The sequence below is a fragment of the Streptomyces sp. NPDC047017 genome (genome assembly GCF_040644175.1).
Lineage (GTDB): Bacteria > Actinomycetota > Actinomycetes > Streptomycetales > Streptomycetaceae > Streptomyces.
On record NZ_JBEYVW010000020.1, the window covers coordinates 130,538 to 151,583 of the forward strand.

Consider the following 21,046-nt stretch of genomic DNA (forward strand, 5'->3'; position numbering starts at 1 on the left):
CTGGCGCCGCGTGCTCTCCCGCGCGGCGACGCGGCCAATCTACGGGAGGGCGGCGCGGCGGCGCCCGGGTGTTCCGGCGGCTGGACACGGCCCGGCGCCGGGCCGTGTCCAGGGCGCGGGAGGGGTCAGCCGCGCTCGCTGAGCGAGCGGCGGAAGGCCAGGCACTCCTCGTACACCGGCAGCATGCCCGCCGCGCGGGCCTCGGCCAGCGTGGGGCCCTGGGTGTCCTTCGCGGACAGCTCGGGCTCCCCGGAGACCGGCCACTGGACGCCGATGGCCGGATCGAGCGGGTGGATGGTGTGTTCGCGCTGCGGGGCGTAGCCCTCCGAGCACAGGTAGGTGACCGTCGCGTCGTCGGTCAGCGCGCAGAAGCCGTGGCCCAGGCCCTCGGAGAGGTAGACGGCCTTGCGGTCCTGCTCGTCCAGGCGCACGCCCTCCCACTGCCCGAAGGTGGGCGAGCCGACGCGCACGTCCACGATCACGTCGAGCACCGCGCCGCGCACGCAGGTCACGTACTTGGCCTGGCCGGGCGGCACGTCGGCGAAGTGGATGCCGCGCACCACGCCGGCCGCGGAGACGGAGAGGTTGCCCTGCTTGAGGTCGAGCGGGTGGCCGACCGTCTGGGCCATCAGGTCGGCCTTGTACCACTCCAGGAAGAGGCCGCGGGCGTCGCCGTGCTGCTGCGGCACGAACTCCCAGGCGCCTTCTATCCCCAGGGGGTTGACCTTCATCGAACGGTTCCGTCCTTCCTCATGCCTCGTGGGCCAGCAGGTCGAGGAGGTAGTCGCCGTAGCCGCTCTTGGTGAGCGGCTCGGCCAGGGCGCGCAGCCGCGTGTGGTCGATGAACCCGGCGCGCCAGGCGGCCTCCTCGACGCAGCCGATCTTCATGCCCTGGCGTTCCTCGACCACGCGCACGTACTCGGAGGCCTGGACGAGCGACTGGAAGGTACCGGTGTCCAGCCAGACGGTGCCGCGGTCCAGGACCGAGACCTGGAGTTCGCCGCGCTCCAGGTAGTGCTGGTTGACGTCGGTGATCTCCAGCTCGCCGCGGGCGCTCGGCTTGAGGTTCCGGGCGATCTCGACCACGCGGCTGTCGTAGAAGTACAGGCCCGGCACCGCGTAGCGGGACTTGGGCTGCTTGGGCTTCTCCTCGATGGAGCGGGCGCGGCCCTGCTCGTCGAAGTCGACGACGCCGTAGGCGGTCGGGTCGGAGACGGCGTGCGCGAAGACGACACCGCCCTCGGGCTCGCGGTACTTGGCGAGCTGCCGGTCGAGGCCGACGCCGTGGAAGATGTTGTCGCCGAGGATCAGCGCGACGGGCTCGTCGCCGATGAAGTCCTCGCCGATGACGAACGCCTCGGCGATGCCGTTGGGGTTGTCCTGCGTGGCGAACTCGATGTTCATGCCGAGGCCGGAGCCGTCGCCCAGCAGCCTCTCGAACTGGGGGCGTTCGTCGGGGCCGGTGATGACCAGGACGTCCTGGATGCCCGCCATCACGAGGGTGGACAGGGGGTAATAGATCATCGGCTTGTCGAAGACCGGCATCAGCTGCTTCGACACGGCCCGTGTGATCGGCCACAGTCGGGAGCCGGTACCACCGGCGAGCACTATTCCACGCATGGAAAGGCACCCTACGGCAGGGCGCGGGCCGCTCTCCCGCCGCCGGGCGTGACAACCACCACTGGCGGGGCCGGGAACCGCCGTGCGACCAGCGGCGGAGCCGTCGCGGCCCGGGGCGCCGGCGGCCGCCGTCCGCCGCGGGGGCGGCCGCCGGGCGGCCGGGCGGGGCCGAGCCCATAGAATGCTGGCTCTTATGAAGATTCTCGTCACCGGCGGCGCCGGGTTCATCGGTTCACAGTTCGTGCGGGCGCTGCTGAGCGGGCAGCTGCCCTCGGGCGAGGGCGCCCAGGTCACCGTCCTGGACAACCTGACCTACTCCGGCAACGAGGAGAACCTCGCGCCGGTGGCGGGCCAGCCCGGGTACGTGTTCGTGCGGGGCGACATCCGCGACCACGCGACGGTCGACGACGCGATGCGCGGCCAGGACGCGGTGGTGCACTTCGCCGCCGAGTCGCACGTGGACCGTTCGATCGCGGACTCCTCGCCGTTCGTGACGACCAATGTGCTGGGCACCCAGGTGCTGCTGGACGCCGCCCGCCGGCACGGTGTGGGCCGGTTCGTGCACGTCTCCACGGACGAGGTGTACGGCTCGATCGCCGAGGGTTCCTGGACCGAGGACTGGCCGCTGGCGCCGAACTCGCCGTACTCGGCCTCCAAGGCCGGCTCGGACCTGCTGGCGCTGTCGTACCACCGCACGCACGGCATGGACGTCGTGGTGACCCGCTGCTCCAACAACTACGGGCAGTACCACTTCCCCGAGAAGATGATCCCGCTGTTCACCACCAACCTGCTGGACGGCAGGAAGGTGCCGCTGTACGGCGAGGGCCTGAACGTGCGGGACTGGCTGCACGTCTCCGACCACTGCCGGGGCATCGAGATGGTGCTGCGCGGCGGCCGGGCGGGCGAGATCTATCACATCGGCGGCGGCACCGAGGTCACCAACAAGGAGCTGACCGGGCTGCTGCTCGACGCGTGCGGCGCGGGCTGGGACATGGTCGAGCACGTCGCCGACCGCAAGGGCCACGACCTGCGCTACTCCCTGTCGATCGCCAAGATCCAGGAGGAGCTGGGCTACACGCCGCTCGTCACCTTCGAGCAGGGCCTGGCCGACACCGTGCGGTGGTACCGCGACAACCGCGCCTGGTGGGAGCCGCTCAAGGCGAAGGCGGCGCTTCCGGCATGACGCGCTGGCTGATAACCGGCGCGGGCGGCATGCTCGGCCGTGACCTCACCGAGGTCCTCACCGGCCGCGGGGAGCAGGCCGTCACCGCGGCGACCCGCAAGGAACTGGACGTCACCGACGCCGCCGCGGTGCGCGCGGCCGTGGCCGGCCACGACATCGTGGTGAACGCGGCCGCGTGGACCGACGTGGACGGCGCCGAGGCCGAGGAGGCCGCGGCGACCCGGATCAACGGCGAGGGCCCGCGGGTGCTGGCCGAGGCGTGCGCCGCCCACGGCGCGGTGCTGGTCCAGGTCTCCACCGACTACGTCTTCCCGGGCGACGCCGCCGAGCCGTACCCGCACGACGCCCCGCTCTCGCCGGTCAACGCCTACGGGCGCGGCAAGCTGGCGGGCGAGCGCGCGGTGGCCGAGCTGCTGCCCGAACGCGGCTATGTGGTGCGCACGGCGTGGCTGTACGGCGCGCACGGGCGCAACTTCGTCGCCACCATGCTGGACCTGGCCACCCGGCGGGAGACCGTGGACGTGGTCGACGACCAGCGCGGCCAGCCGACCTGGACGGTCGCGCTCGCCCGCCAGCTCGCCGAGCTGGGCGAGGCGGCGCTCGCGGGCCGGGCCCCGGCGGGTGTCTACCACGGCACCGCGTCCGGCACCGGCACGTGGTGCGACCTGGCGCGGGCCGCGTTCGAGCTGACCGGCCTGGACCCCGCGCGGGTGCGGCCGACCACCTCGGACAAGTTCGTCCGGCCGGCCCCGCGCCCGTCGTACAGCGTGCTCGCGCACGACCGGTGGGCCGAGGCGGGCGTGCCCGTCCAGCCGCACTGGCGCGACCAGCTCGCGGCGGCCCTCCAGGTGATCGCTCCCCAGGGGCGGCCGAGCGCGTGAGCCTCCTGGACCGCATCAGCACCGCGCTGCCGCGGGGCACGGCGTCGGTGGGCGCCGGCACCGCGGTGCTCGGCGCCGCCAGTTACGTCCATCTCGCGGCGGCGGGCCACACGCTCGCCGTCGACGACATGGCGAGCTTCTCGGTCCTGTGGACCGTGGTCAACTCCATCGGCCTGGGCCTGTTCTTCCCGGTCGAGCAGGAGATCACCCGGCTCGTGGCGGGCCGCACGGTGCGCGGCGACGGCGTGGCGCCGGTGCTGCGGCGCGGCATGGCGCTGTCCGTGGGGCTGCTCGCGCTGGTGTGCGTGCCGCTCGCGGTGTTCGCCCAGCCGCTCGCGAACGTGTTCTTCCACGGCGACCCGCATCTGGTCCTCGCCCTCGGCGGGGCGCTCACGGGGCTGGCGGTGGCGTACGTCACCCGGGGTGTGCTCGCCGGGCTCGGGCGGTTCCAGGCGTACGGGCTGCAGCTGGGCCTGGACGGCGGGCTGCGCATCGTGCTGTCGGGGGCGCTCGCGGTGGCCGGGGTGCACTCGGTGTTCGCCTTCGCGGCGGTGCTCACGGTGGCCCCGCTGCTGGCCATGGCCGCCACGCTCGCGCCGGTGCGGCGGGGCTCGCGGCCCGGGTCGCACGCGCGGTGGCGCGACCTGATGGAACACCTGGGGCTGCTGGTCGGCTCGACGCTGCTGGCCCAACTCCTGGTGAACATCGCGGTGCTCAGCACCAAGGTGATCGCCACCGACGAGGACGCGCTGGTCGCGGCGCTGTTGTCGGCGCTGGTCCTGGCCCGGGTGCCGCTGTTCGTGTTCGGCGCGTTCCAAGTGTCGCTGCTGGCCGGACTGTCGGCGGCGGAGGCCGAGGGCGACACCCACGGCTACCGGCGGCTGCTGCTGCGCGCGACCTCCATCACAGCGGGACTCGGTGTGGCGGGCGGTATCGGCGCGGTGGTGCTGGGGCCCGCGATGCTGCCGGCGGTCTTCGGGGCGCCGGACGTGCTGGGCGCCGCCGACTTCGCCTGGCTCTCGCTCGGTACGACTCTGTACATGCTGACCATGGTGCTGGGGCAGGCGCTGATGACGAGCGGCGCGGCGCGGATGCAGCTGGTGGCCTGGATCGTGGGCACGGTGGTGCTGGTGGCGGTCACCGCCACCCCCCTGGAACTGCGTACCAGAGTCGAGTTGGCGTACACCGCGGGGTCCTTCGCGGTGGCCACCTGTATGACATTCGTTCTTCGCGCTCGTGTAAGCTGCCGCTCTGTGCGCTCATAGGATGATCGCCACTCCATCACCCTCCGACGGCAGCACGACGGACAGTGGAGTGCAGTCCGGCGGCCTCACTCAGCGGCCGTCCGCCCTTGGTACACCCCTGGAAGAGTAGACAGGCCCTTTCCATGAGTCGTCCGATACATCGGAGTGCGGCGTGAAGTTGTGGATGCTGACTTCGGTCACCGGAGTCTTCCTCGTCGCGTGCATCGTCGAGCTGCTGCGCCGCCGCAAGCTCAAGGAGAAGTACGCCTTCCTCTGGGTGCTCACCGGACTGGTGATCATTCCTCTCGGTTTCTTCCCGTCCGGCCTGGACTCGGTCGCCCGCCTGGTGGGCGTCCGCTCCGGCGTCAGTCTCATCCTGTTCCTCAGCGTGGCGTTCCTCTTCATCGTCTGCCTCCAGCTGAGCTGGGAGGTCGGGCACCTGGAGGAGGAGGGCCGGACGCTCTCCGAGGAAGTGGCGCTGCTCCGCGTCGACGTCCAGGAACTGAGGGGCCGGCTGGCGGAGCAGGAGACCCCGGTCACATCCGTCGAGCAGGGGGTAGGGAAATGATCGACGGCAAGCGTGTGCTGATCATCATGCCCGCGTGGAACGAGGCGGACGGCGTCGCCGACGTCATCAAAGAGGTCCACACCACGCTTCCGGGCGTGGACGTCCTGGTCGTGGACGACGGCTCCGCCGACGACACCGCGACCGTCGCCCGGGGCGCCGGCGCGACCGTGATGAAGCTGCCGTACAACCTCGGGGTGGGCGGCGCGATGCGGGCCGGCTACAAGTACGCCTACGACCGCGGCTACGACGTGGCCATCCAGGTCGACGCCGACGGCCAGCACGACCCGCGCAACGTGCCCGAGCTGCTGGCCCGGCTCGACGGGGACGCCGACCTCGTCATGGGCGCCCGGTTCGCCGGCACCGGCGAGTACGAGGCCCGCGGCCCGCGCCGCTGGGCGATGCTGGTGCTCGCCTTCTGGCTCTCGCGCATGGCCCGCACCAGGCTCACCGACGTCACCTCCGGCTTCCGCGCCTGCGGCCGCGACCTGATCGACGTGTTCGCCCACTGGTACCCGGTCGAGTACCTCGGGGACACCGTGGAGTCCACGATCACCGTGATACGCGCCGGCTACCGCGTCGAGCAGGTCCCCGTGGCGATGCGCCCGCGGACCACCGGCACCCCGAGCCAGTCGCCGCTGAAGGCCACCCTGTACCTGGGCCGCATAGGCATGATCCTGCTGCTCGCCTTCAGCCGCAGCGCCTCGCTGAGCCCGGTGCGGAAGGGGAAGTAGGACCGGTGCAGACCCTCGACATCATGCTCCCGCACTACGGCGACACCGCCCTGATGCAGGCCGCCGTGACCAGCGTGCTGGACCAGACCGACAAGGACTGGCGGCTCACGGTCGTGGACGACGGCCGCGAGGAGGGCGTACCGGAGTGGTTCGCCGCCCTCGGCGACAGCAGGGTCCGCTACCAGCGCAACGAACAGAACCTGGGCATCACCCGCAACTTCCGCAAGTGCGTCGAGCTGGTCGAGTCGACGCACTTCACCATGCTCGGCAGCGACGACCTGCTGCTGCCGACCTATGTCGAGACGATCCGCGCGGCCGTCGAGGCCGAACCGGACGCGGCCATCTACCAGCCGGGCGTCGAGGTCATCGACGAGCACGGCAACGCCTCCACCACGCTGGGCGACGAGGTCAAGCGCCGGCTGTACGCGCCGAAGAACGACGGCCGCCGGCTGGTGCTCTCCGGCGAGCCGCTGGCCGCGAACCTGCTCGGCGGCAACTGGCTGTACTTCCCCTCGATCTGCTGGCGCACCGACGCCGTCCGGGCGGTCAACTTCCGCGAGGACCTCTCGGTCATCCAGGACCTGGCCCTGATCATCGAGCTGGTCCGGCGCGGCGAGAAGCTCGTCGTCGACCCCGCGCCCGCCTTCCGCTACCGCCGCCACTCGGGCAGCCTGTCCTCGGCCGAGGCCGTCACCGGCGCCCGTTTCGGCGAGGCGGTGCGGTTCTTCCACGAGATCGCCGACGAACTCGACCGGCACGGCTGGCCCAAGGCCGCCCGCTCCGCCCGCCGGCACCTGTCCATGCGGCTGCACGCCCTGACGATGCTTCCCGGGGCGCTGCGCCAGCGCCGGTCGAAGACCATCCGCACGCTCCTCGGCTACGCCCTGTCCACGAGTCAGCGCTGACCCGGCCGCCACCCCCCTGTCTCCCACATCAGATTCCACGGTATTTGAGATGACACAGACGCAATCCCCTTCCGGCTCCGGCGCACCCCTGTTCAGCATCATCGTTCCGACCTACAAGGTGCAGGCGTTCCTGCGGGACTGCCTGGACTCGGTGCTGGAGCAGTCCTTCCAGGACTACGAACTCCTGGTCGTCAACGACTGCTCCCCGGACGGTTGCGGCGAGATCATCGATGACTACGCCAAGGCCGACCCGCGCGTCGTGGCGATGCACCTGGAGCAGAACGTCGGACTCGGGCGGGCCCGCAACGCCGGCATGGCCCGCGCCAAGGGCACCTACCTGCTCTTCCTCGACAGCGACGACACGCTGCTGCCCGGCTCGCTGCAGGCCATGGCCCAGCGCATAGCGCAGACCGGCAACCCCGATCTGGTGGTGTTCGACTACTCGCGCACCCACTGGGACGGCCGCATCACGCCGAACTCGCGTGCGGATGTGCTGGCCAAGGCCCCCCGCGGCACCTTCACGCTCAAGGACCATCCGGAGCTGCTCAACCTGCTCCAGGTCGCGTGGAACAAGGCGTACCGCCGGGACTTCGTCGAGCAGTGGGGCTTCGAGTACCCCTCGGGCTACTACGAGGACACCCCCTGGACCTACCCGGTGCTGATCGCCGCGGAGACCATCGCGGTGCTCGACCGGGTCTGCGTCTACTACCGCCAGCGGCGCCAGGGCAGCATCCTGCACTCCACCAGCCGCAAGCACTTCGACGTGTTCGACCAGTACGACCTGGTCTTCCGGTTCCTCGCGGACAATCCGGAGTTCGCCCAGTGGCAGGGCGTGCTGTACGAGCGGATGATCAACCACATCCGGGTGGTCGACTCCTCCCCCGGCCGGCTCCCCGACGACGCGCGCGCGGAGTTCCGCGAGCGCTGGACCGAGGCCGACCGCCGCCACCGCCCGCAGGGCCACATGGCGGTGAAGTCCAAGGGCGAGATGATCCCGGCCAAGCACTGGAACAAGGCCCGTGAGGCGGCCCGCTCGCTCAAGCGCACCAAGTCGGTGCCGGTCCGGCTGAAGAAGAAGCTGCGCAAGCGCGTGCTGCAGGCGTACTACCGCGCCCAGCGGATGCTGCCGGTGCAGAAGGACGTCGCGGTGTTCTCGGCGTACTGGAACGGCTCGTACTCCTGCAACCCGGCCGCGATCCACGAGAAGACGAAGGAACTCGCGCCCGGCATGAAGGCGGTGTGGGTCCTCAAGGACGAGGCCACCAGCCGGCCGCCCAAGGGCACGACCACCGTGCACCCGGGCTCGCTGGGCTTCTGGAAGGCCATGGCGCGCGGCAAGTACTTCGTCAACAACGTCAACCTGCCGCAGTCCGTGGTCAAGCGCCCCGGCCAGGTCCACGTCCAGACGCACCACGGCACCCCGCTCAAGCGCATGGGCGTCGACCTGGCGGAGTACCCGGTCGGCCGGCGCGGCATGAACCTGCCGCGCCTGATGGAGCGCGTGGACCGCTGGGACTACAGCCTCACGTCCAACAGCTTCTCCACCGCCGTCTGGGACCGCGCCTACCCGTCGTACTACGAGCGTCTCGAATACGGCTACCCGCGCAACGACCAGCTGGTCAACGCGACGGCGGCGGACGTGGCCGCGGCCCGCGAGAAGCTCGGTGTGGCCGAGGACACCAAGGTGATCCTCTACGCGCCCACGCACCGCGACTACCACGAGCTGCCCAAGCAGATGCTGGACCTGGAGACGTTCGCCGAGGCCGTCGGCAGCGACTTCACCGTCCTGGTGCGCGCGCACTACTTCTACGGCCAGGGCCTGCTGGCCACCGGGACCAGCGGCAGCGCCCGGCTCGTCGACGTCAGCGCGTACCCCTCGGTCGAGGAGCTGTACCTGGCCTCCGACTGCCTGCTCACCGACTACTCCTCGGTGATGTTCGACTACGCCAACCTCGACCGGCCGGTCGTGATCTACGCGAACGACTGGGAGATCTACCGCGCCACCCGCGGCACCTACTTCGATGTCACCGTCGACTCCCCCGGCCTGACCGTGCGGGACGAGGCGGAGCTGCTGGACGTCTTCGTCTCCGGCCGCTGGAAGGGCGCCGAGTCGGACACGGCCCGGGCCGCGTTCCGGGCGAAGTTCTGTGAGTTCGACGACGGCCGGGCGGCCGAGCGCGTGGTGCGCAAGGTGTTCCTCGGGCAGGACGAGGTCCCGCCGGTCCTGCCGATCGGGGAGCGTCCCGTGCCGCCGCGCCCGGCGCGGCAGGAGCGGCCCGAGGTGCCCCGCCCCCGTGACCGTGAGACCGTCTGAACCCATTAGTCTGTTCGTCCGACTGATCCGACCTCCATCCCCGAACCGCAGCGGAGCCGCGTTGAAACTCCCGCGCAACGCCTTTCTCAGCAAGCAGTGGCAGAGAATCCCGCCCCAGCGCCGACTGCCCGTGGCGGTCTACGCGACGACGCAGATTCTCTTCCTGCTGTGGTGGGCCGCGTTCTTCCCCGGTGCGCTGAGCTACGACTCGATCACGTACATCTGGCACGTCACCACGGGCCCCTGGGAGTCGAACCACTCCGTGGTCTACGACTCGCTGGTGTGGGTGACGCTGAACACCACCGGTGATGTCTGGCTGCTGACCCTGGCCCAGATCGTCGCCACGTCGGCGGTGCTCGCCTACTGCTCCGTGGCGCTGCGGGAGTGGGGTGTGCGGCAGCGGTGGGCGGCCGTCGCGGCAGTGGTGCCGGCGCTGGCCCCGCCGCTGGCCGTCTTCGTCATCTTCGTGTGGAAGGACGTGCCGTTCGTCATCGGCGGCATCCTGGCCTTCGGCGCGGCGGCCCGCCTCGCGGCGCGCCGCGCCCGGGGCCGGCAGGCCGTCCGCGACCGGGTCTTCTACCGCACCGTCGGGCTGCTCTTCCTGGGCTTCCTGATGCTCGCGGTCTTCCGCAACAACGGCCTGCTGGTCGCCGTGGTGGCCGCGCCGATCCTGCTGATAGCCCTGCCGTCGATGCGGAAGTGGATCCTGGCCGCGACGGCCGTACCAGTGATGATCATGATGCTGCTGAGCACCGTGGTCTACCCGGCGGCCGGCATCAAGACCCCGCCGAAGGACGCCGTCTACGCCTTCTTCTACGCGGACATCGCGGTCGCCTACAAGGAGCACCCGGGCTACTTCACCAAGGCCGACAAGAAGCTGATGGCCGACGTGGCTCCGCTGTCCCACTGGGGGGGCCGGGCCGGCAACTGCTACGACGCCGACTGGGCCATGGAACCGCCGATGAACCGCACGGAGGCGGCGCGGCGCAACGACGAGCTGATGGCGCTGTGGACGCGGGTCCTCAAGCGGACCCCGGACCTCGTCATCGGGGCCCGGGTGTGCCGGGCGCACATCGCGTGGTCGGTCTTCCCGGGCCCGAAGAGCCTCAAGGGCGACACGCTGCTGAGCGACCCGAAGACGTCGAAGACCCTCTTCAGCTACCTGGAGTGGAACGACGACATCAAGCACAGCAAGTACGTGCCCAAGCTCAAGATCCGCCCGCTGTCCCAGCCGCTGCACCAGGTCGCCGACTTCTCGTGGCGGGCGTTCAAGGTGCCGCAGCTCCAGTGGCTGTTCTTCCGCGGGGCGACGTGGTGCTACGCCACGTACCTGATCGTGCTGCTGTACCGCCGCCGTGCCAGGCTCAAGGGCGTCACGGCGCTGCTCTCGGTCACGCTGGGCCTCCAGCTGACCGTGCTGGCGGCGAACCCGGCACCGCTGTGGCGCTACATGATCGGCCCGATCTTCATCGGCGTGCTGACCCTCCCGCTGCTGTGGGCCAAGCCGCGCTTCGGTGAGCAGGACGGCACACAGCCGTCCGAACCCGTGCTGACCCCCAAGCGCGAACCGGACCCCGAACCGGCCCCGGTCGCCTGACGCACCGCTCACCCCGACACCGCGAAAGGGCCCGTTCTCCTCGGCGAGGAGAACGGGCCCTTTCGCATGGCGTCCGGCGACCGTCCTAGAACGGATCGAAGTCGTCGAACTCCTGATCCGACTCGTCCCGCTCCGCCTGACGGTCGCGGCGGCGCTGGGCCGCCGGGCGGGGGGCCTCGAAGCGGTGGTCCTCGCCGCGGCGGCCGAGCATCTCCGCGCCGGCCATCACCGACGGCTCCCAGTCGAAGACGACCGCGTTGTCCTCGGGGCCGATGGCGACGCCGTCGCCGGTGCGGGCGCCGGCCTTCATCAGCTGCTCCTCGACACCGAGGCGGCCGAGCCGGTCGGCGAGGTAGCCGACGGCCTCGTCGTTGTTGAAGTCGGTCTGGCGCACCCAGCGTTCGGGCTTCTCGCCGCGCACCCGGTAGAGGCCGTCCTCCTCGCGGGTGACCGTGAAGCCGGTCTCGTCCACGGCCTTGGGCCGGATGACGATCCGCGTCGCCTCCTCCTTGGGCCGGGCGGCACGCGCCTTCGCGACCAGCTCGGCCAGCGCGAACGACAGCTCCTTGAGGCCGATGTGGGCCACCGCCGACACCTCGAAGACGCGGTAGCCGCGCGCCTCAAGGTCCGGGCGGACCATCTCGGCCAGGTCCTTGCCGTCGGGCACGTCGGTCTTGTTCAGGACGACCAGGCGCGGGCGGTTGTCCAGGCCGCCGTACTGGCGCAGCTCCTCCTCGATGATGTCGAGGTCGGAGAGCGGGTCGCGGTCGGACTCCAGGGTCGCGGTGTCCAGGACGTGCACGAGGACGCTGCAGCGCTCCACGTGGCGCAGGAACTCCAGGCCGAGGCCCTTGCCCTGGCTGGCACCGGGGATCAGGCCCGGCACGTCCGCGACGGTGTAGACGGTCGAACCGGCCGTCACCACGCCCAGGTTGGGCACCAGGGTGGTGAACGGGTAGTCGGCGATCTTCGGCTTGGCCGCGCTGAGCACGGAGATCAGCGAGGACTTGCCGGCGCTCGGGTAGCCCACCAGCGCCACGTCCGCGACGGTCTTCAGCTCCAGGACGATGTCCCCGAGGTCCCCCGGCTCGCCGAGCAGCGCGAAGCCGGGCGCCTTGCGCCGGGCGGAGGCCAGCGCCGCGTTGCCCAGGCCGCCCCGGCCGCCCTGCGCGGCCACGTACGAGGTGCCGTGGCCCACCAGGTCGGCCAGCACATCGCCCGCCGTGTCGAGCACGACCGTGCCGTCCGGCACCGGCAGGACCAGGTCCTCGCCGTCCTTGCCGGAGCGGTTGCCGCCCTCGCCGGGCTTGCCGTTGGTGGCCTTGCGGTGCGGCGAGTGGTGGTAGTCGAGCAGCGTGGTCACGGACTGGTCGACGACGAGGATCACATCGCCGCCGCGCCCGCCGGTGCCGCCGTCCGGGCCGCCCAGCGGCTTGAACTTCTCGCGGTGCACGGAGGCACAGCCGTGGCCTCCGTTACCCGCGGCGACATGCAGTTCGACGCGGTCCACGAAGGTGGTCATGGTGCAGTGCCTCCAGAAACGTACGGATTCGTACCGGGTGTACGAGATGTCTCTTCATCAACGCGCGAAAGGCGGACCCGCTTCCCGACCGGGAAGTGAGGTCCGCCTCGCGCGACGAAAGTTCGGTCGAGACCGTGAATCAGCTGATTCAGGCGACCGGAACGATGTTCACGACCTTGCGGCCACGGTGGGTGCCGAACTCCACCGCACCGGACAGCAGCGCGAACAGGGTGTCGTCCCCGCCGCGGCCGACGCCGGCGCCGGGGTGGAAGTGGGTGCCGCGCTGGCGGACCAGGATCTCACCCGCGTTGACGACCTGACCGCCGAAGCGCTTCACGCCGAGCCGCTGGGCATTGGAGTCGCGACCGTTCCGGGTGGACGATGCGCCCTTCTTGTGTGCCATGTCTCCTCAGTCCTTACTTCGCGGCCGCGGGGATCTCAGTGACCTTGATCGCCGTGTACTGCTGGCGGTGGCCCTGACGACGGCGGTAGCCGGTCTTGTTCTTGTAGCGCAGAATGTCGATCTTCTGCCCCTTGTGGTGGTCCACGACCTCGGCCTGGACCTTGATGCCGGCCAGCACCCACGGGTCGCTGGTCACAGCGTCGCCGTCGACAACGAGCAGGGTCGAGAGCTCGACCGTGTCGCCAACCTTGGCAGTGGAAATCTTGTCAACCTCAACGATGTCGCCGACAGCAACCTTGTGCTGGCGACCACCGCTGCGCACGATGGCGTACACGCGGATCTCACTCTCTCGCTCGGGAAACGGCACCCCCGCAGGCCAGCCGCCCGCGGCGCGGGCGACCTCTCCCGGCCAGCCCGGCCCGGGAGGAAGAGGTTTACGGGGATGTGGCATGTTCGAAGGACACGCCGACGGTCAAGGTTACGGGGCCGTGGCCGAGGGGGTCAAACCGGGCCGGGCCCCGTGGATGTGCCGCTGGTCACGGCCGTCCGGGCCGCCGTGCCGGGGCGCACACGGTGACCGTGTGCGCCCCGGCGGGCGGCTCAGCTCTCGTCGGCCGCCGCGGTCTTCTTCGCCGCCGCCTTCTTGGCGGCCGTGGCCGTCTTGGCGGTCTTGGCCGTCTTCTTGGCGGTCGTCGTCTTCTTCGCCGCGGTCTTCTTGGCCGCCGTCTTCTTCGTGGCGGTGGCGGCCTTCTTCGCGGTGGCCTTCTTGGCGGCCTTGCGGGCCGTCTTCTTGGCCGGAGCGGCCTCCTCGGCGCCCTCCTCGGACCCGGCTTCGGAACCGGCCTCGGCCGGTGCCTCGGCGGCGGGCTCCGCCTCCTGCGCCGCGCCCGACGGGACGACCACGACGGCCGTCTCCTCGGCGGCGGTCGGCGCGGTGGCCTTGCGCACGGCGCGGCGGCGCGGCCGGGCCGGGGCGGCCGGCTCGGCGGCCTCCTCGGCCGGGGCCTGCTCCGCCACCGGTGCCGGGGCCTCCTCGACCTCGGCCCGCGGCGCGGGCTCAGGCTCGGCCGGGGCCGCGGCCGTCTCCGGCACGGTCACCACGGCCGTCTCGGCGCCCGCGGGGGAACCGGCCGGCGCCGACGCCCTGCGGGTCGCGCGGCGGCGGGTACGGCCCTTCGGCGCGGCGTCCTCCACCGGGGCCTCGGCCGGCTCGGCGGCCGCGGCCGGGACCACGGGGTCCTCGGCGGCCACCGGCTCGGCCTGCGCCTCGGCGGCGGGCTCCGGACGCACCGGGCGCCTGCTCTCCTCGGCGGCGGTGACGTCCTGCGCGGTGGGGACCTCGGCGGCACCGTCGGCCGCCGCCCGCGGCGCGCCCGCGGGAGCGGACGCCCGCCGGCTCGCCCGGCGCCGGCCGCGACCGCGCCGGGCCGCCGCCTCCGCCTCGGCGACGGAGCTGTACAGCTCCTCGTCCGGCTCGAACTCGGGCGCGGGCAGCGCGACGGGCTCGGCCGCCTCGGCGGCGACCTCCGCCTCGGTCTCCGCCTCCTCCTCCGCGGTCGGCACCGCGGCCTGGACCGCCGCCGTCTCGTACTCGTGCTCGTGCTCGTGCGGCTGCTCCGCACCGGCGCGGGCGCGCTTGCGGCGCTTGCCGCCGTTCGCCCCGCCGCCGGCCGAGGGCTGCTCCATGTGCACGATGACACCGCGCCCGTTGCAGTGGACGCAGGTCTCCGAGAAGGACTCCAGCAGGCCCTGGCCGACCCGCTTGCGGGTCATCTGCACCAGGCCCAGCGAGGTCACCTCGGCCACCTGGTGCTTGGTGCGGTCGCGGCCCAGGCACTCCAGGAGGCGGCGCAGCACCAGATCGCGGTTGGACTCCAGGACCATGTCGATGAAGTCGATCACGATGATGCCGCCGAGGTCGCGCAGCCTGAGCTGGCGCACGATCTCCTCGGCCGCCTCCAGGTTGTTCCTGGTGACCGTCTCCTCCAGGTTGCCGCCCTGGCCGGTGAACTTGCCGGTGTTGACGTCGACGACGATCATCGCCTCGGTCCGGTCGATCACCAGCGAACCGCCGCTGGGCAGCCAGACCTTGCGGTCCAGCGCCTTGGCGAGCTGCTCGTCGATCCGGTACGTGGCGAAGACGTCGACCTCGCTCGTCCAGCGCGACAGGCGCGGGGCGAGGTCCGGCGCGACGTGCGAGACATAGCCGTGGATGGTGCCCCACGCCTCGTCACCGCTGACGACGACCTTGGAGAAGTCCTCGTTGAAGATGTCGCGGACCACGCGGACGGTCATGTCCGGCTCGCCGTACAGCAGCGTCGGCGCGCTGCCGCTGCCGTTCTTGGCCTTCTTGCGGATGTCGTCCCACTGCGCCTGCAGCCGCTCGACGTCCCGGCGCAGCTCCTCCTCGCTCGCGCCCTCGGCGGCGGTGCGCACGATGACGCCCGCGTCCTCGGGGACGATCTTCTTGAGGATGGTCTTCAGCCGGGCCCGCTCGGTGTCGGGCAGCTTGCGGCTGATGCCGGTCATCGAGCCCTCGGGGACGTACACGAGGTAGCGGCCCGGCAGGGAGACCTGGCTGGTCAGGCGCGCGCCCTTGTGGCCGATCGGATCCTTCGTCACCTGGACGAGCACCGACTGGCCGGACTTGAGGGCGGACTCGATGCGGCGCGGGCCGTTGGCCATGCCCAGCGCCTCGAAGTTGACCTCGCCCGCGTACAGCACGGCGTTGCGGCCCTTGCCGATGTCGATGAAGGCGGCCTCCATCGACGGCAGGACGTTCTGCACCTTGCCGAGGTAGACGTTGCCGACGTAGGAGACGGCCTGCTCCTTGTTGACGTAGTGCTCGACGAGCACGCCGTCCTCCAGGACGCCGATCTGGGTGCGGTCGCCGTGCTGGCGGACGACCATCACGCGCTCGACGGCCTCGCGGCGGGCCAGGAACTCGGCCTCGGTGATGATCGGGACGCGGCGGCGGCCCTGCTCGCGGCCCTCGCGGCGGCGCTGCTTCTTGGCCTCCAGGCGGGTCGAGCCCTTGATGGACTGGACCTCGTCGGTGACGTCGCCGGAGCGCTCGTCCTTCTTGCGCGGCTCGCGGACCTTGACGACGGTGCGCTCGGGGTCGTCGGCGGACGGCTCGGCCTCCGGGGCGCCGTCACCGGCGCGCCGGCGGCGCCGGCGGCGGCGCCGGCTGCTGCTGTTGCCGGAGCCCGCGGCGTGCTCGTCGTCCTCCTCCGCGTCCTCCTCGACCTGCTCGGCGGTGTCCTCGGCGTCCTGCTCGGCCTGCGCGGCGGCGGCCTCCTCGCCGTCCTCGGCGTCCTCGTCACCGCCGGCCTCGGCCGACTCGCCCCGGCGGCGGCGACGGCCCCCGCGGCGGCGACGGCGGCGCGAACCGGTCTCCTCGCCGTCCTCGCCCTCGTCGGCGGCCTCGGCGTCCTCCTCCTCGGCCTCCTCCGCCTCTTCCTCGGCGGCGGCCTGCGCGGCGGCCCGGTCCTCGGGCTCCTCGTCGGCGCCCCGGCGGCGCCGGCGGCGCCGCGCGCCGGGCTGCTCGGCCTGCTCGGCCGGTGCGGGCTGCTCGGTCACGGCCTCCTCGGCCGGCTCGGGCTCCTCGACGGCCGAGGCTCCGGCGGCCGCCTCGGCGGCGGCCCGCTGCGGGGTCTGGAACTGGAACTTCGGCTCGGCGAAGACGGGCGGCTGGAAGACGGCCACGGCGGGCCGTGCGGGACGGCGCGAGGACTCGTCCTCCTGGCCGGCGGACCGCCCGGCGGGCTCGGAGAACCCGGTGGCGGCACGCCGTACCACCCGGCGCCGGCCGCGCCGCGCACCCGCCTCCTCGGCGGGCTCCTCGGCGGGGGCACGGTCGGCGGGGGCCTGCGCGGCCTCGGCGGCCGGCGCGGTCACGTCGGCGGCGGCCGTACGGCGCGTGGCCCGGCGACGGGACCGCTGCGGGGCGGCCTCCTCGGCCTCCGGCGCCTTCTCGGCCCGCGGCTCGGCGGCCGGTTCCTCGACAGCCGGGGCCGGTGCGGCCTCGGTCTGCTCGGGGGCCTGCTCCGGGGCGGCCTCGGCGGCGGGCGCCGAGGAGCGGCGCGTGGCACGGCGGCGGCCGCGCTGCGGAGCGGCGGCCTCGGCCTGCGGCTCGGCGGCCCGCATCTCCTCGGCCGTCTCCACGGCCTGCGGCTCCTCGACGGGAGCGGCCTCGGTGGCGGCCTCGCTCACGGGCGCGCCGGCCGGTGCCGAGGCGCGGCGCGTGGCGCGGCGGCGGGTGCGCTGCGGGGCGGCCTCCTCGGCCTGCGCCTCGGCGGCCTGCGGCTGCTCGGCGGCGGCCGGCTCGACGGGGGCCTCGGCGGGCGCGGCGGCGCGGCGCCGGGTGCGGCGGGCGGGGGCGGGCGCCTCGGCGGCCGTCTCCCCGGTGCCGCTCGCGGCGGTCACGACGGTCTCCGCGGCTTCGGCGGCCGCCTCGTCCCCGGTGGGCGCGGACACGCTGCGCGTGGCGCGGCGGCGGGTACGGCGCGGGGCGGCGGCCTCGCCGCTCTCCACGGACCCGGCACTCGTCTCGTCGACGGCCTCGGTCTCCTCGCCGGCGGTCACCGGGACGACGGTCTCGGCGGCGGGGGCCGCGGTGGTCTTCGGCGTCCCGGTGGGCGCGGAGGCCCGGCGGCGGGTACGGCGCGCGGGAGCGGGCTCCTCGGCGGCCGCCGCCTGCTGCGGCTCCGGGTCCCCGGCGAGATCCGCGGCGGAGGCCGGCGGTACGGCCGAAGCGGTGACCTCGGCCGGGGCCCCGGCGGCACCGGGCGGTCCCGCCGGGCGCGACGCGGCACGGCGCCGGCGGCGCGGCGGCAGGGTGTCGCTGGGGGTGTTCAGTTCTTCGGAACCCTGGGTGGGCTCGGTCGGTTCGAGCATGCGGGCGAATCTCCCGTCAGGCTCCCGGGCGCCGCGCCTGGTCCGGCGCCGATCGCATCGACCGGCCGCCGTTGACGTCCGCGGCCTCGCGATGGCGCGATGGCCGCCGTCCGGGGCGCGGGCGCCGCACGGGAGCTCTCCGTGTCCTGTCTCGCCGGTTCCGTACGCCTTGTCGCGTACGGCCTGGCGAAAGTCTTCTGGTCGGTGCGCTGCCCGACCCAGGTGGCTCCCGAGTACGAGGGCGGCGCTTTCGACGTCCGTCCCTACGGAACCTTCCCTAAGCAGGTGCCTTCGCGGCGGCGGCGCCGGCGGCCCCTTCGGAAACGGCCGGGGCGGCCGGGTCTGCCTCGCGGTCGGGCGCGAGCGGGTCGGTCACCGTGCCGGTCTCTTCATCGAGCAGCCCCTGCGCCAGCCTGGTCACCGCTGCAGGGACCGGCGGCGCCAGGTCGGCCACGGCGCGGAGACCGGACAGGACGTCGTCGGGTCGTACGGCAGGCGTCACGTGCCGAACAACCAGCCGCAGTATCGCACAAGGCTGGTCGGTCGGCCTATCAGCCGCCGCTTCGGGCGTCGTCACGCTCTGCAGGCTCACCACCGCGGGCCGGGCGTCGAAGGTGCGTACGCCGTTCTTGGTCAGGCGCTGCACCTCGACGGCCTCGGCGCCGTCGAAGGCCGCCACCGCGCGGTCCGCCTCGGCCGGGTCCACGCCGGCCAGCCGCAGCTCCCACACGGAAGCGGTGAGCCGGTCGGCGAGTCCGGAGGTGCGGGCCTCGACCGCTTCGACGATGTCGAGCCCTGCGGGCATCGACTCGTCGAGGAGGACCCGCAGCAGCTCCGGGTCGCGGGGCGCGGTGAGCGCGATCTCCAGGTACTCCGCCTCACTGCCCGTGCCGGTGGGTGCGGCATTGGCGTAGGACACCTTCGGGTGCGGCGTGAATCCCGCCGAGTACGCCATCGGCACCTCGGCACGGCGCAGCGCGCGCTCGAAGGCGCGCTGGAAGTCACGGTGGCTGGTGAACCGGAGGCGGCCGCGCTTGGTGTAGCGCAGTCGGATGCGCTGCACCGCGGGTGCTGGCGGCGGGCCTACGGGCTGTCGCTTGCCCAGTGTCGCTCAGTCCTTCGTGAGTACGGTCCTGCTGTCATCAAGGGTACGTGCGGCGGGCCGCTCAGTGCGTGTGCCCGCTGCCGGCCGGTTGCCGCACGGTCAGCGGCAGCAGTTTCCTGCCGGTCGGGCCGATCTGGATGCTGGTGTCCATCGCCGGGCACACACCGCAGTCGAAGCACGGCGTCCAGCGGCAGTCCTCGACCTCGGTCTCGTCCAGGGCGTCCTGCCAGTCCTCCCAGAGCCAGTCCTTGTCCAGGCCGGAGTCCAGGTGGTCCCAGGGCAGGACCTCCTCGTAGGAGCGCTCGCGGGTGGTGTACCAGTCGACGTCCACGCCGAAGGCGGGCAGCGTCTTGTCCGCGCAGGCCATCCAGCGGTCGTAGGAGAAGTGCTCGCGCCAGCCGTCGAAGCGGCCGCCGTCCTCGTAGACCGCGCGGATCACGGCGCCGGTACGGCGGTCGCCGCGGGAGAGCAGGCCCTCCACGATGCCGGGCTTGCCGTCGTGGTAGCGGAAACCGATGGAGCGGCCGTACTTCTTGTCGCCGCGGATCTTGTCGCGCAGCTTCTGCAGCCGCGCGTCGGTCTCCTCGGCGCTCAGCTGCGGCGCCCACTGGAAGGGCGTGTGCGGCTTGGGCACGAAGCCGCCGATGGAGACGGTGCAGCGGATGTCGTTGGCGCCGGAGACCTCGCGGCCCTTGGCGATGACGTGGGTGGCCATGTCGGCGATCTGCAGCACGTCGTCGTCGGTCTCGGTGGGCAGGCCGCACATGAAGTACAGCTTGACCTGCCGCCAGCCGTTGCCGTACGCGGTGGCCACGGTGCGGATCAGGTCCTCTTCGGAGACCATCTTGTTGATGACCTTGCGCATCCGCTCGGAGCCGCCCTCGGGGGCGAAGGTGAGGCCGGAGCGGCGGCCGTTGCGGGTCAGCTCGTTGGCCAGGTCCACGTTGAAGGCGTCCACGCGGGTGGAGGGCAGCGAGAGGCCGATCTTGTCGTCGGTGTAGCGGTCGGCCAGGCCCTTGGCGACGTCACCGATCTCGCTGTGGTCCGCCGAGGACAGGGAGAGCAGGCCGACCTCCTCGAAGCCGGTCGCCTTGAGGCCCTTGTCGACCATCTCGCCGATGCCGGTGATGGAGCGCTCGCGCACCGGGCGGGTGATCATGCCGGCCTGGCAGAAGCGGCAGCCGCGGGTGCAGCCGCGGAAGATCTCCACCGACATCCGCTCGTGCACCGTCTCGGCCAGCGGGACCAGCGGCTGCTTGGGGTAGGGCCACTCGTCCAGGTCCATCACCGTGTGCTTGGAGACGCGCCACGGGACGCCGGAGCGGTTGGGGACCACGCGGGCGATCCGGCCGTCGGGCAGGTACTCGACGTCGTAGAAGCCGGGGATGTAGACCCCGCCGGTCTTCGCCAGGCGCAGCAGCACCTCCTCGCGGCCGCCGGGGCGGCCCTCGGCCTTCCACGCGCGGATGATCCGCGTCATGTCGAGGACGGCCTGCTCGCCGTCGCCGATGACGGCGGCGTCGATGAAGTCGGCGATCGGCTCGGGGTTGAAGGCCGCGTGGCCGCCCGCCAGGACGATCGGGTCGTCGACCGTGCGGTCCTTGGCCTCCAGCGGGATGCCCGCCAGGTCCAGCGCGGTGAGCATGTTGGTGTAGCCCAGCTCGGTGGAGAAGGACAGGCCGAACACGTCGAACGCCTTGACCGGGCGGTGGCTGTCCACCGTGAACTGCGGGACGCCGTGCTCCCGCATCAGCTCCTCCAGGTCGGGCCAGACGCTGTAGGTGCGCTCGGCGAGGACGCCCTCCTGCTCGTTGAGCACCTCGTAGAGGATCATGACGCCCTGGTTGGGCAGGCCGACCTCGTAGGCGTCCGGGTACATGAGCGCCCAGCGCACGTCACAGCTGTCCCAGCCCTTGACGGTGGAGTTGAGCTCGCCGCCCACGTACTGGATCGGCTTCTGCACGTGCGGCAGCAAGGCTTCGAGCTGGGGGAAGACCGACTCGACAGTCATCGTGGGGCACTTTCGTGAGCTGACGGGGGTGACCATCAACCCTAACCCGCCCGGAGAGCCGCT

General features: G+C 72.2%; 16 protein-coding genes. 8 read left to right on the forward strand and 8 right to left on the reverse strand.

Annotated elements, in window-relative coordinates; genetic code table 11:
• Window positions 1-125 precede the first annotated feature (125 nt).
• Together rfbC and rfbA are read right to left on the reverse strand one after the other, a co-directional pair.
• Window positions 126-731 carry a dTDP-4-dehydrorhamnose 3,5-epimerase gene (gene rfbC / locus ABZ858_RS29470; protein ID WP_361385148.1) on the reverse strand — a complete coding sequence of 202 codons (606 nt, stop codon included), beginning with the start codon at window positions 729-731 and terminating at the stop codon, window positions 126-128.
• Between the two features lie 19 nt (window positions 732-750).
• Window positions 751-1,620 (reverse strand): glucose-1-phosphate thymidylyltransferase RfbA, encoded by an 870-nt coding sequence (rfbA, locus tag ABZ858_RS29475; protein ID WP_361385151.1) that lies wholly within the window; start codon window positions 1,618-1,620, stop codon window positions 751-753.
• A 193-nt stretch (window positions 1,621-1,813) separates the two neighbouring features.
• On the opposite strand from rfbA, the gene rfbB reads away from it, so the two are divergent.
• From rfbB to ABZ858_RS29515, 8 genes are all read left to right on the forward strand, one after another.
• The gene (gene rfbB, locus ABZ858_RS29480; RefSeq protein WP_361385154.1) at window positions 1,814-2,803 is read left to right on the forward strand and encodes a dTDP-glucose 4,6-dehydratase; all 990 of its coding nucleotides are present in this window, start codon (window positions 1,814-1,816) and stop codon (window positions 2,801-2,803) included.
• Window positions 2,800-3,684, forward strand: coding sequence for a dTDP-4-dehydrorhamnose reductase (rfbD, locus tag ABZ858_RS29485; RefSeq protein WP_361385157.1), 885 nt, complete (start codon window positions 2,800-2,802; stop codon window positions 3,682-3,684). Before rfbB ends, rfbD begins: the two co-directional genes overlap by 4 nt.
• The gene (locus ABZ858_RS29490) at window positions 3,681-4,949 is read left to right on the forward strand and encodes a hypothetical protein (protein WP_361385160.1); all 1,269 of its coding nucleotides are present in this window, start codon (window positions 3,681-3,683) and stop codon (window positions 4,947-4,949) included. Before rfbD ends, ABZ858_RS29490 begins: the two co-directional genes overlap by 4 nt.
• Window positions 4,950-5,100: 151 nt before the next feature.
• Entirely contained in the window at window positions 5,101-5,496 is a 396-nt protein-coding gene (locus ABZ858_RS29495) for a DUF2304 domain-containing protein (protein ID WP_361385163.1), read from the forward strand.
• A complete protein-coding gene (locus ABZ858_RS29500) occupies window positions 5,493-6,227 on the forward strand; it encodes a glycosyltransferase family 2 protein (protein ID WP_361385166.1) in 735 nt (244 codons plus the stop codon). Before ABZ858_RS29495 ends, ABZ858_RS29500 begins: the two co-directional genes overlap by 4 nt.
• Window positions 6,228-6,232: 5 nt before the next feature.
• Window positions 6,233-7,132: a glycosyltransferase gene (locus ABZ858_RS29505; protein WP_361385168.1), complete on the forward strand. Its 900-nt coding sequence runs from the start codon at window positions 6,233-6,235 to the stop codon at window positions 7,130-7,132.
• A 49-nt stretch (window positions 7,133-7,181) separates the two neighbouring features.
• Entirely contained in the window at window positions 7,182-9,446 is a 2,265-nt protein-coding gene (locus ABZ858_RS29510; protein WP_361385172.1) for a CDP-glycerol glycerophosphotransferase family protein, read from the forward strand.
• Between the two features lie 61 nt (window positions 9,447-9,507).
• Window positions 9,508-11,043, forward strand: coding sequence for a hypothetical protein (locus tag ABZ858_RS29515; RefSeq protein WP_361385175.1), 1,536 nt, complete (start codon window positions 9,508-9,510; stop codon window positions 11,041-11,043).
• 85 nt (window positions 11,044-11,128) lie between these two features.
• Here ABZ858_RS29515 and obgE read toward each other — a convergent pair whose 3' ends face one another.
• From obgE to ABZ858_RS29545, 6 genes are all read right to left on the reverse strand, one after another.
• A complete protein-coding gene (gene obgE / locus ABZ858_RS29520; protein ID WP_361385178.1) occupies window positions 11,129-12,565 on the reverse strand; it encodes a GTPase ObgE in 1,437 nt (478 codons plus the stop codon).
• A 148-nt stretch (window positions 12,566-12,713) separates the two neighbouring features.
• The gene (rpmA, locus tag ABZ858_RS29525) at window positions 12,714-12,968 is read right to left on the reverse strand and encodes a 50S ribosomal protein L27 (RefSeq protein WP_217239943.1); all 255 of its coding nucleotides are present in this window, start codon (window positions 12,966-12,968) and stop codon (window positions 12,714-12,716) included.
• Between the two features lie 13 nt (window positions 12,969-12,981).
• Window positions 12,982-13,302 (reverse strand): 50S ribosomal protein L21, encoded by a 321-nt coding sequence (rplU, locus tag ABZ858_RS29530; protein WP_004931419.1) that lies wholly within the window; start codon window positions 13,300-13,302, stop codon window positions 12,982-12,984.
• 266 nt (window positions 13,303-13,568) lie between these two features.
• Window positions 13,569-17,867, reverse strand: a complete 4,299-nt coding sequence (locus ABZ858_RS29535; protein ID WP_361385182.1) for an Rne/Rng family ribonuclease — start codon at window positions 17,865-17,867, stop codon at window positions 13,569-13,571.
• Between the two features lie 277 nt (window positions 17,868-18,144).
• Complete coding sequence (locus ABZ858_RS29540; RefSeq protein WP_361385185.1) at window positions 18,145-18,930, reverse strand: TIGR03936 family radical SAM-associated protein; 786 nt, start codon at window positions 18,928-18,930, stop codon at window positions 18,145-18,147.
• Window positions 18,931-19,033: 103 nt separating this feature from the next.
• Window positions 19,034-20,983, reverse strand: coding sequence for a TIGR03960 family B12-binding radical SAM protein (locus tag ABZ858_RS29545; RefSeq protein ID WP_361385188.1), 1,950 nt, complete (start codon window positions 20,981-20,983; stop codon window positions 19,034-19,036).
• Window positions 20,984-21,046: the final 63 nt, after the last annotated feature.

Excerpts from the sequence above, each read along its gene's own strand:
- rfbC (WP_361385148.1), bottom strand. The coding sequence starts at position 731 with ATGAAGGTCAACCCCCTGGGGATAGAAGGCGCCTGGGAGTTCGTGCCG.
- rfbA (WP_361385151.1), bottom strand. The coding sequence starts at position 1,620 with ATGCGTGGAATAGTGCTCGCCGGTGGTACCGGCTCCCGACTGTGGCCG.
- rfbB (WP_361385154.1), top strand. The coding sequence starts at position 1,814 with ATGAAGATTCTCGTCACCGGCGGCGCCGGGTTCATCGGTTCACAGTTC.
- rfbD (WP_361385157.1), top strand. The coding sequence starts at position 2,800 with ATGACGCGCTGGCTGATAACCGGCGCGGGCGGCATGCTCGGCCGTGAC.
- ABZ858_RS29500 (WP_361385166.1), top strand. The coding sequence starts at position 5,493 with ATGATCGACGGCAAGCGTGTGCTGATCATCATGCCCGCGTGGAACGAG.
- ABZ858_RS29510 (WP_361385172.1), top strand. The coding sequence starts at position 7,182 with ATGACACAGACGCAATCCCCTTCCGGCTCCGGCGCACCCCTGTTCAGC.
- obgE (WP_361385178.1), bottom strand. The coding sequence starts at position 12,565 with ATGACCACCTTCGTGGACCGCGTCGAACTGCATGTCGCCGCGGGTAAC.
- rpmA (WP_217239943.1), bottom strand. The coding sequence starts at position 12,968 with ATGGCACACAAGAAGGGCGCATCGTCCACCCGGAACGGTCGCGACTCC.
- ABZ858_RS29535 (WP_361385182.1), bottom strand. The coding sequence starts at position 17,867 with ATGCTCGAACCGACCGAGCCCACCCAGGGTTCCGAAGAACTGAACACC.
- ABZ858_RS29545 (WP_361385188.1), bottom strand. The coding sequence starts at position 20,983 with ATGACTGTCGAGTCGGTCTTCCCCCAGCTCGAAGCCTTGCTGCCGCAC.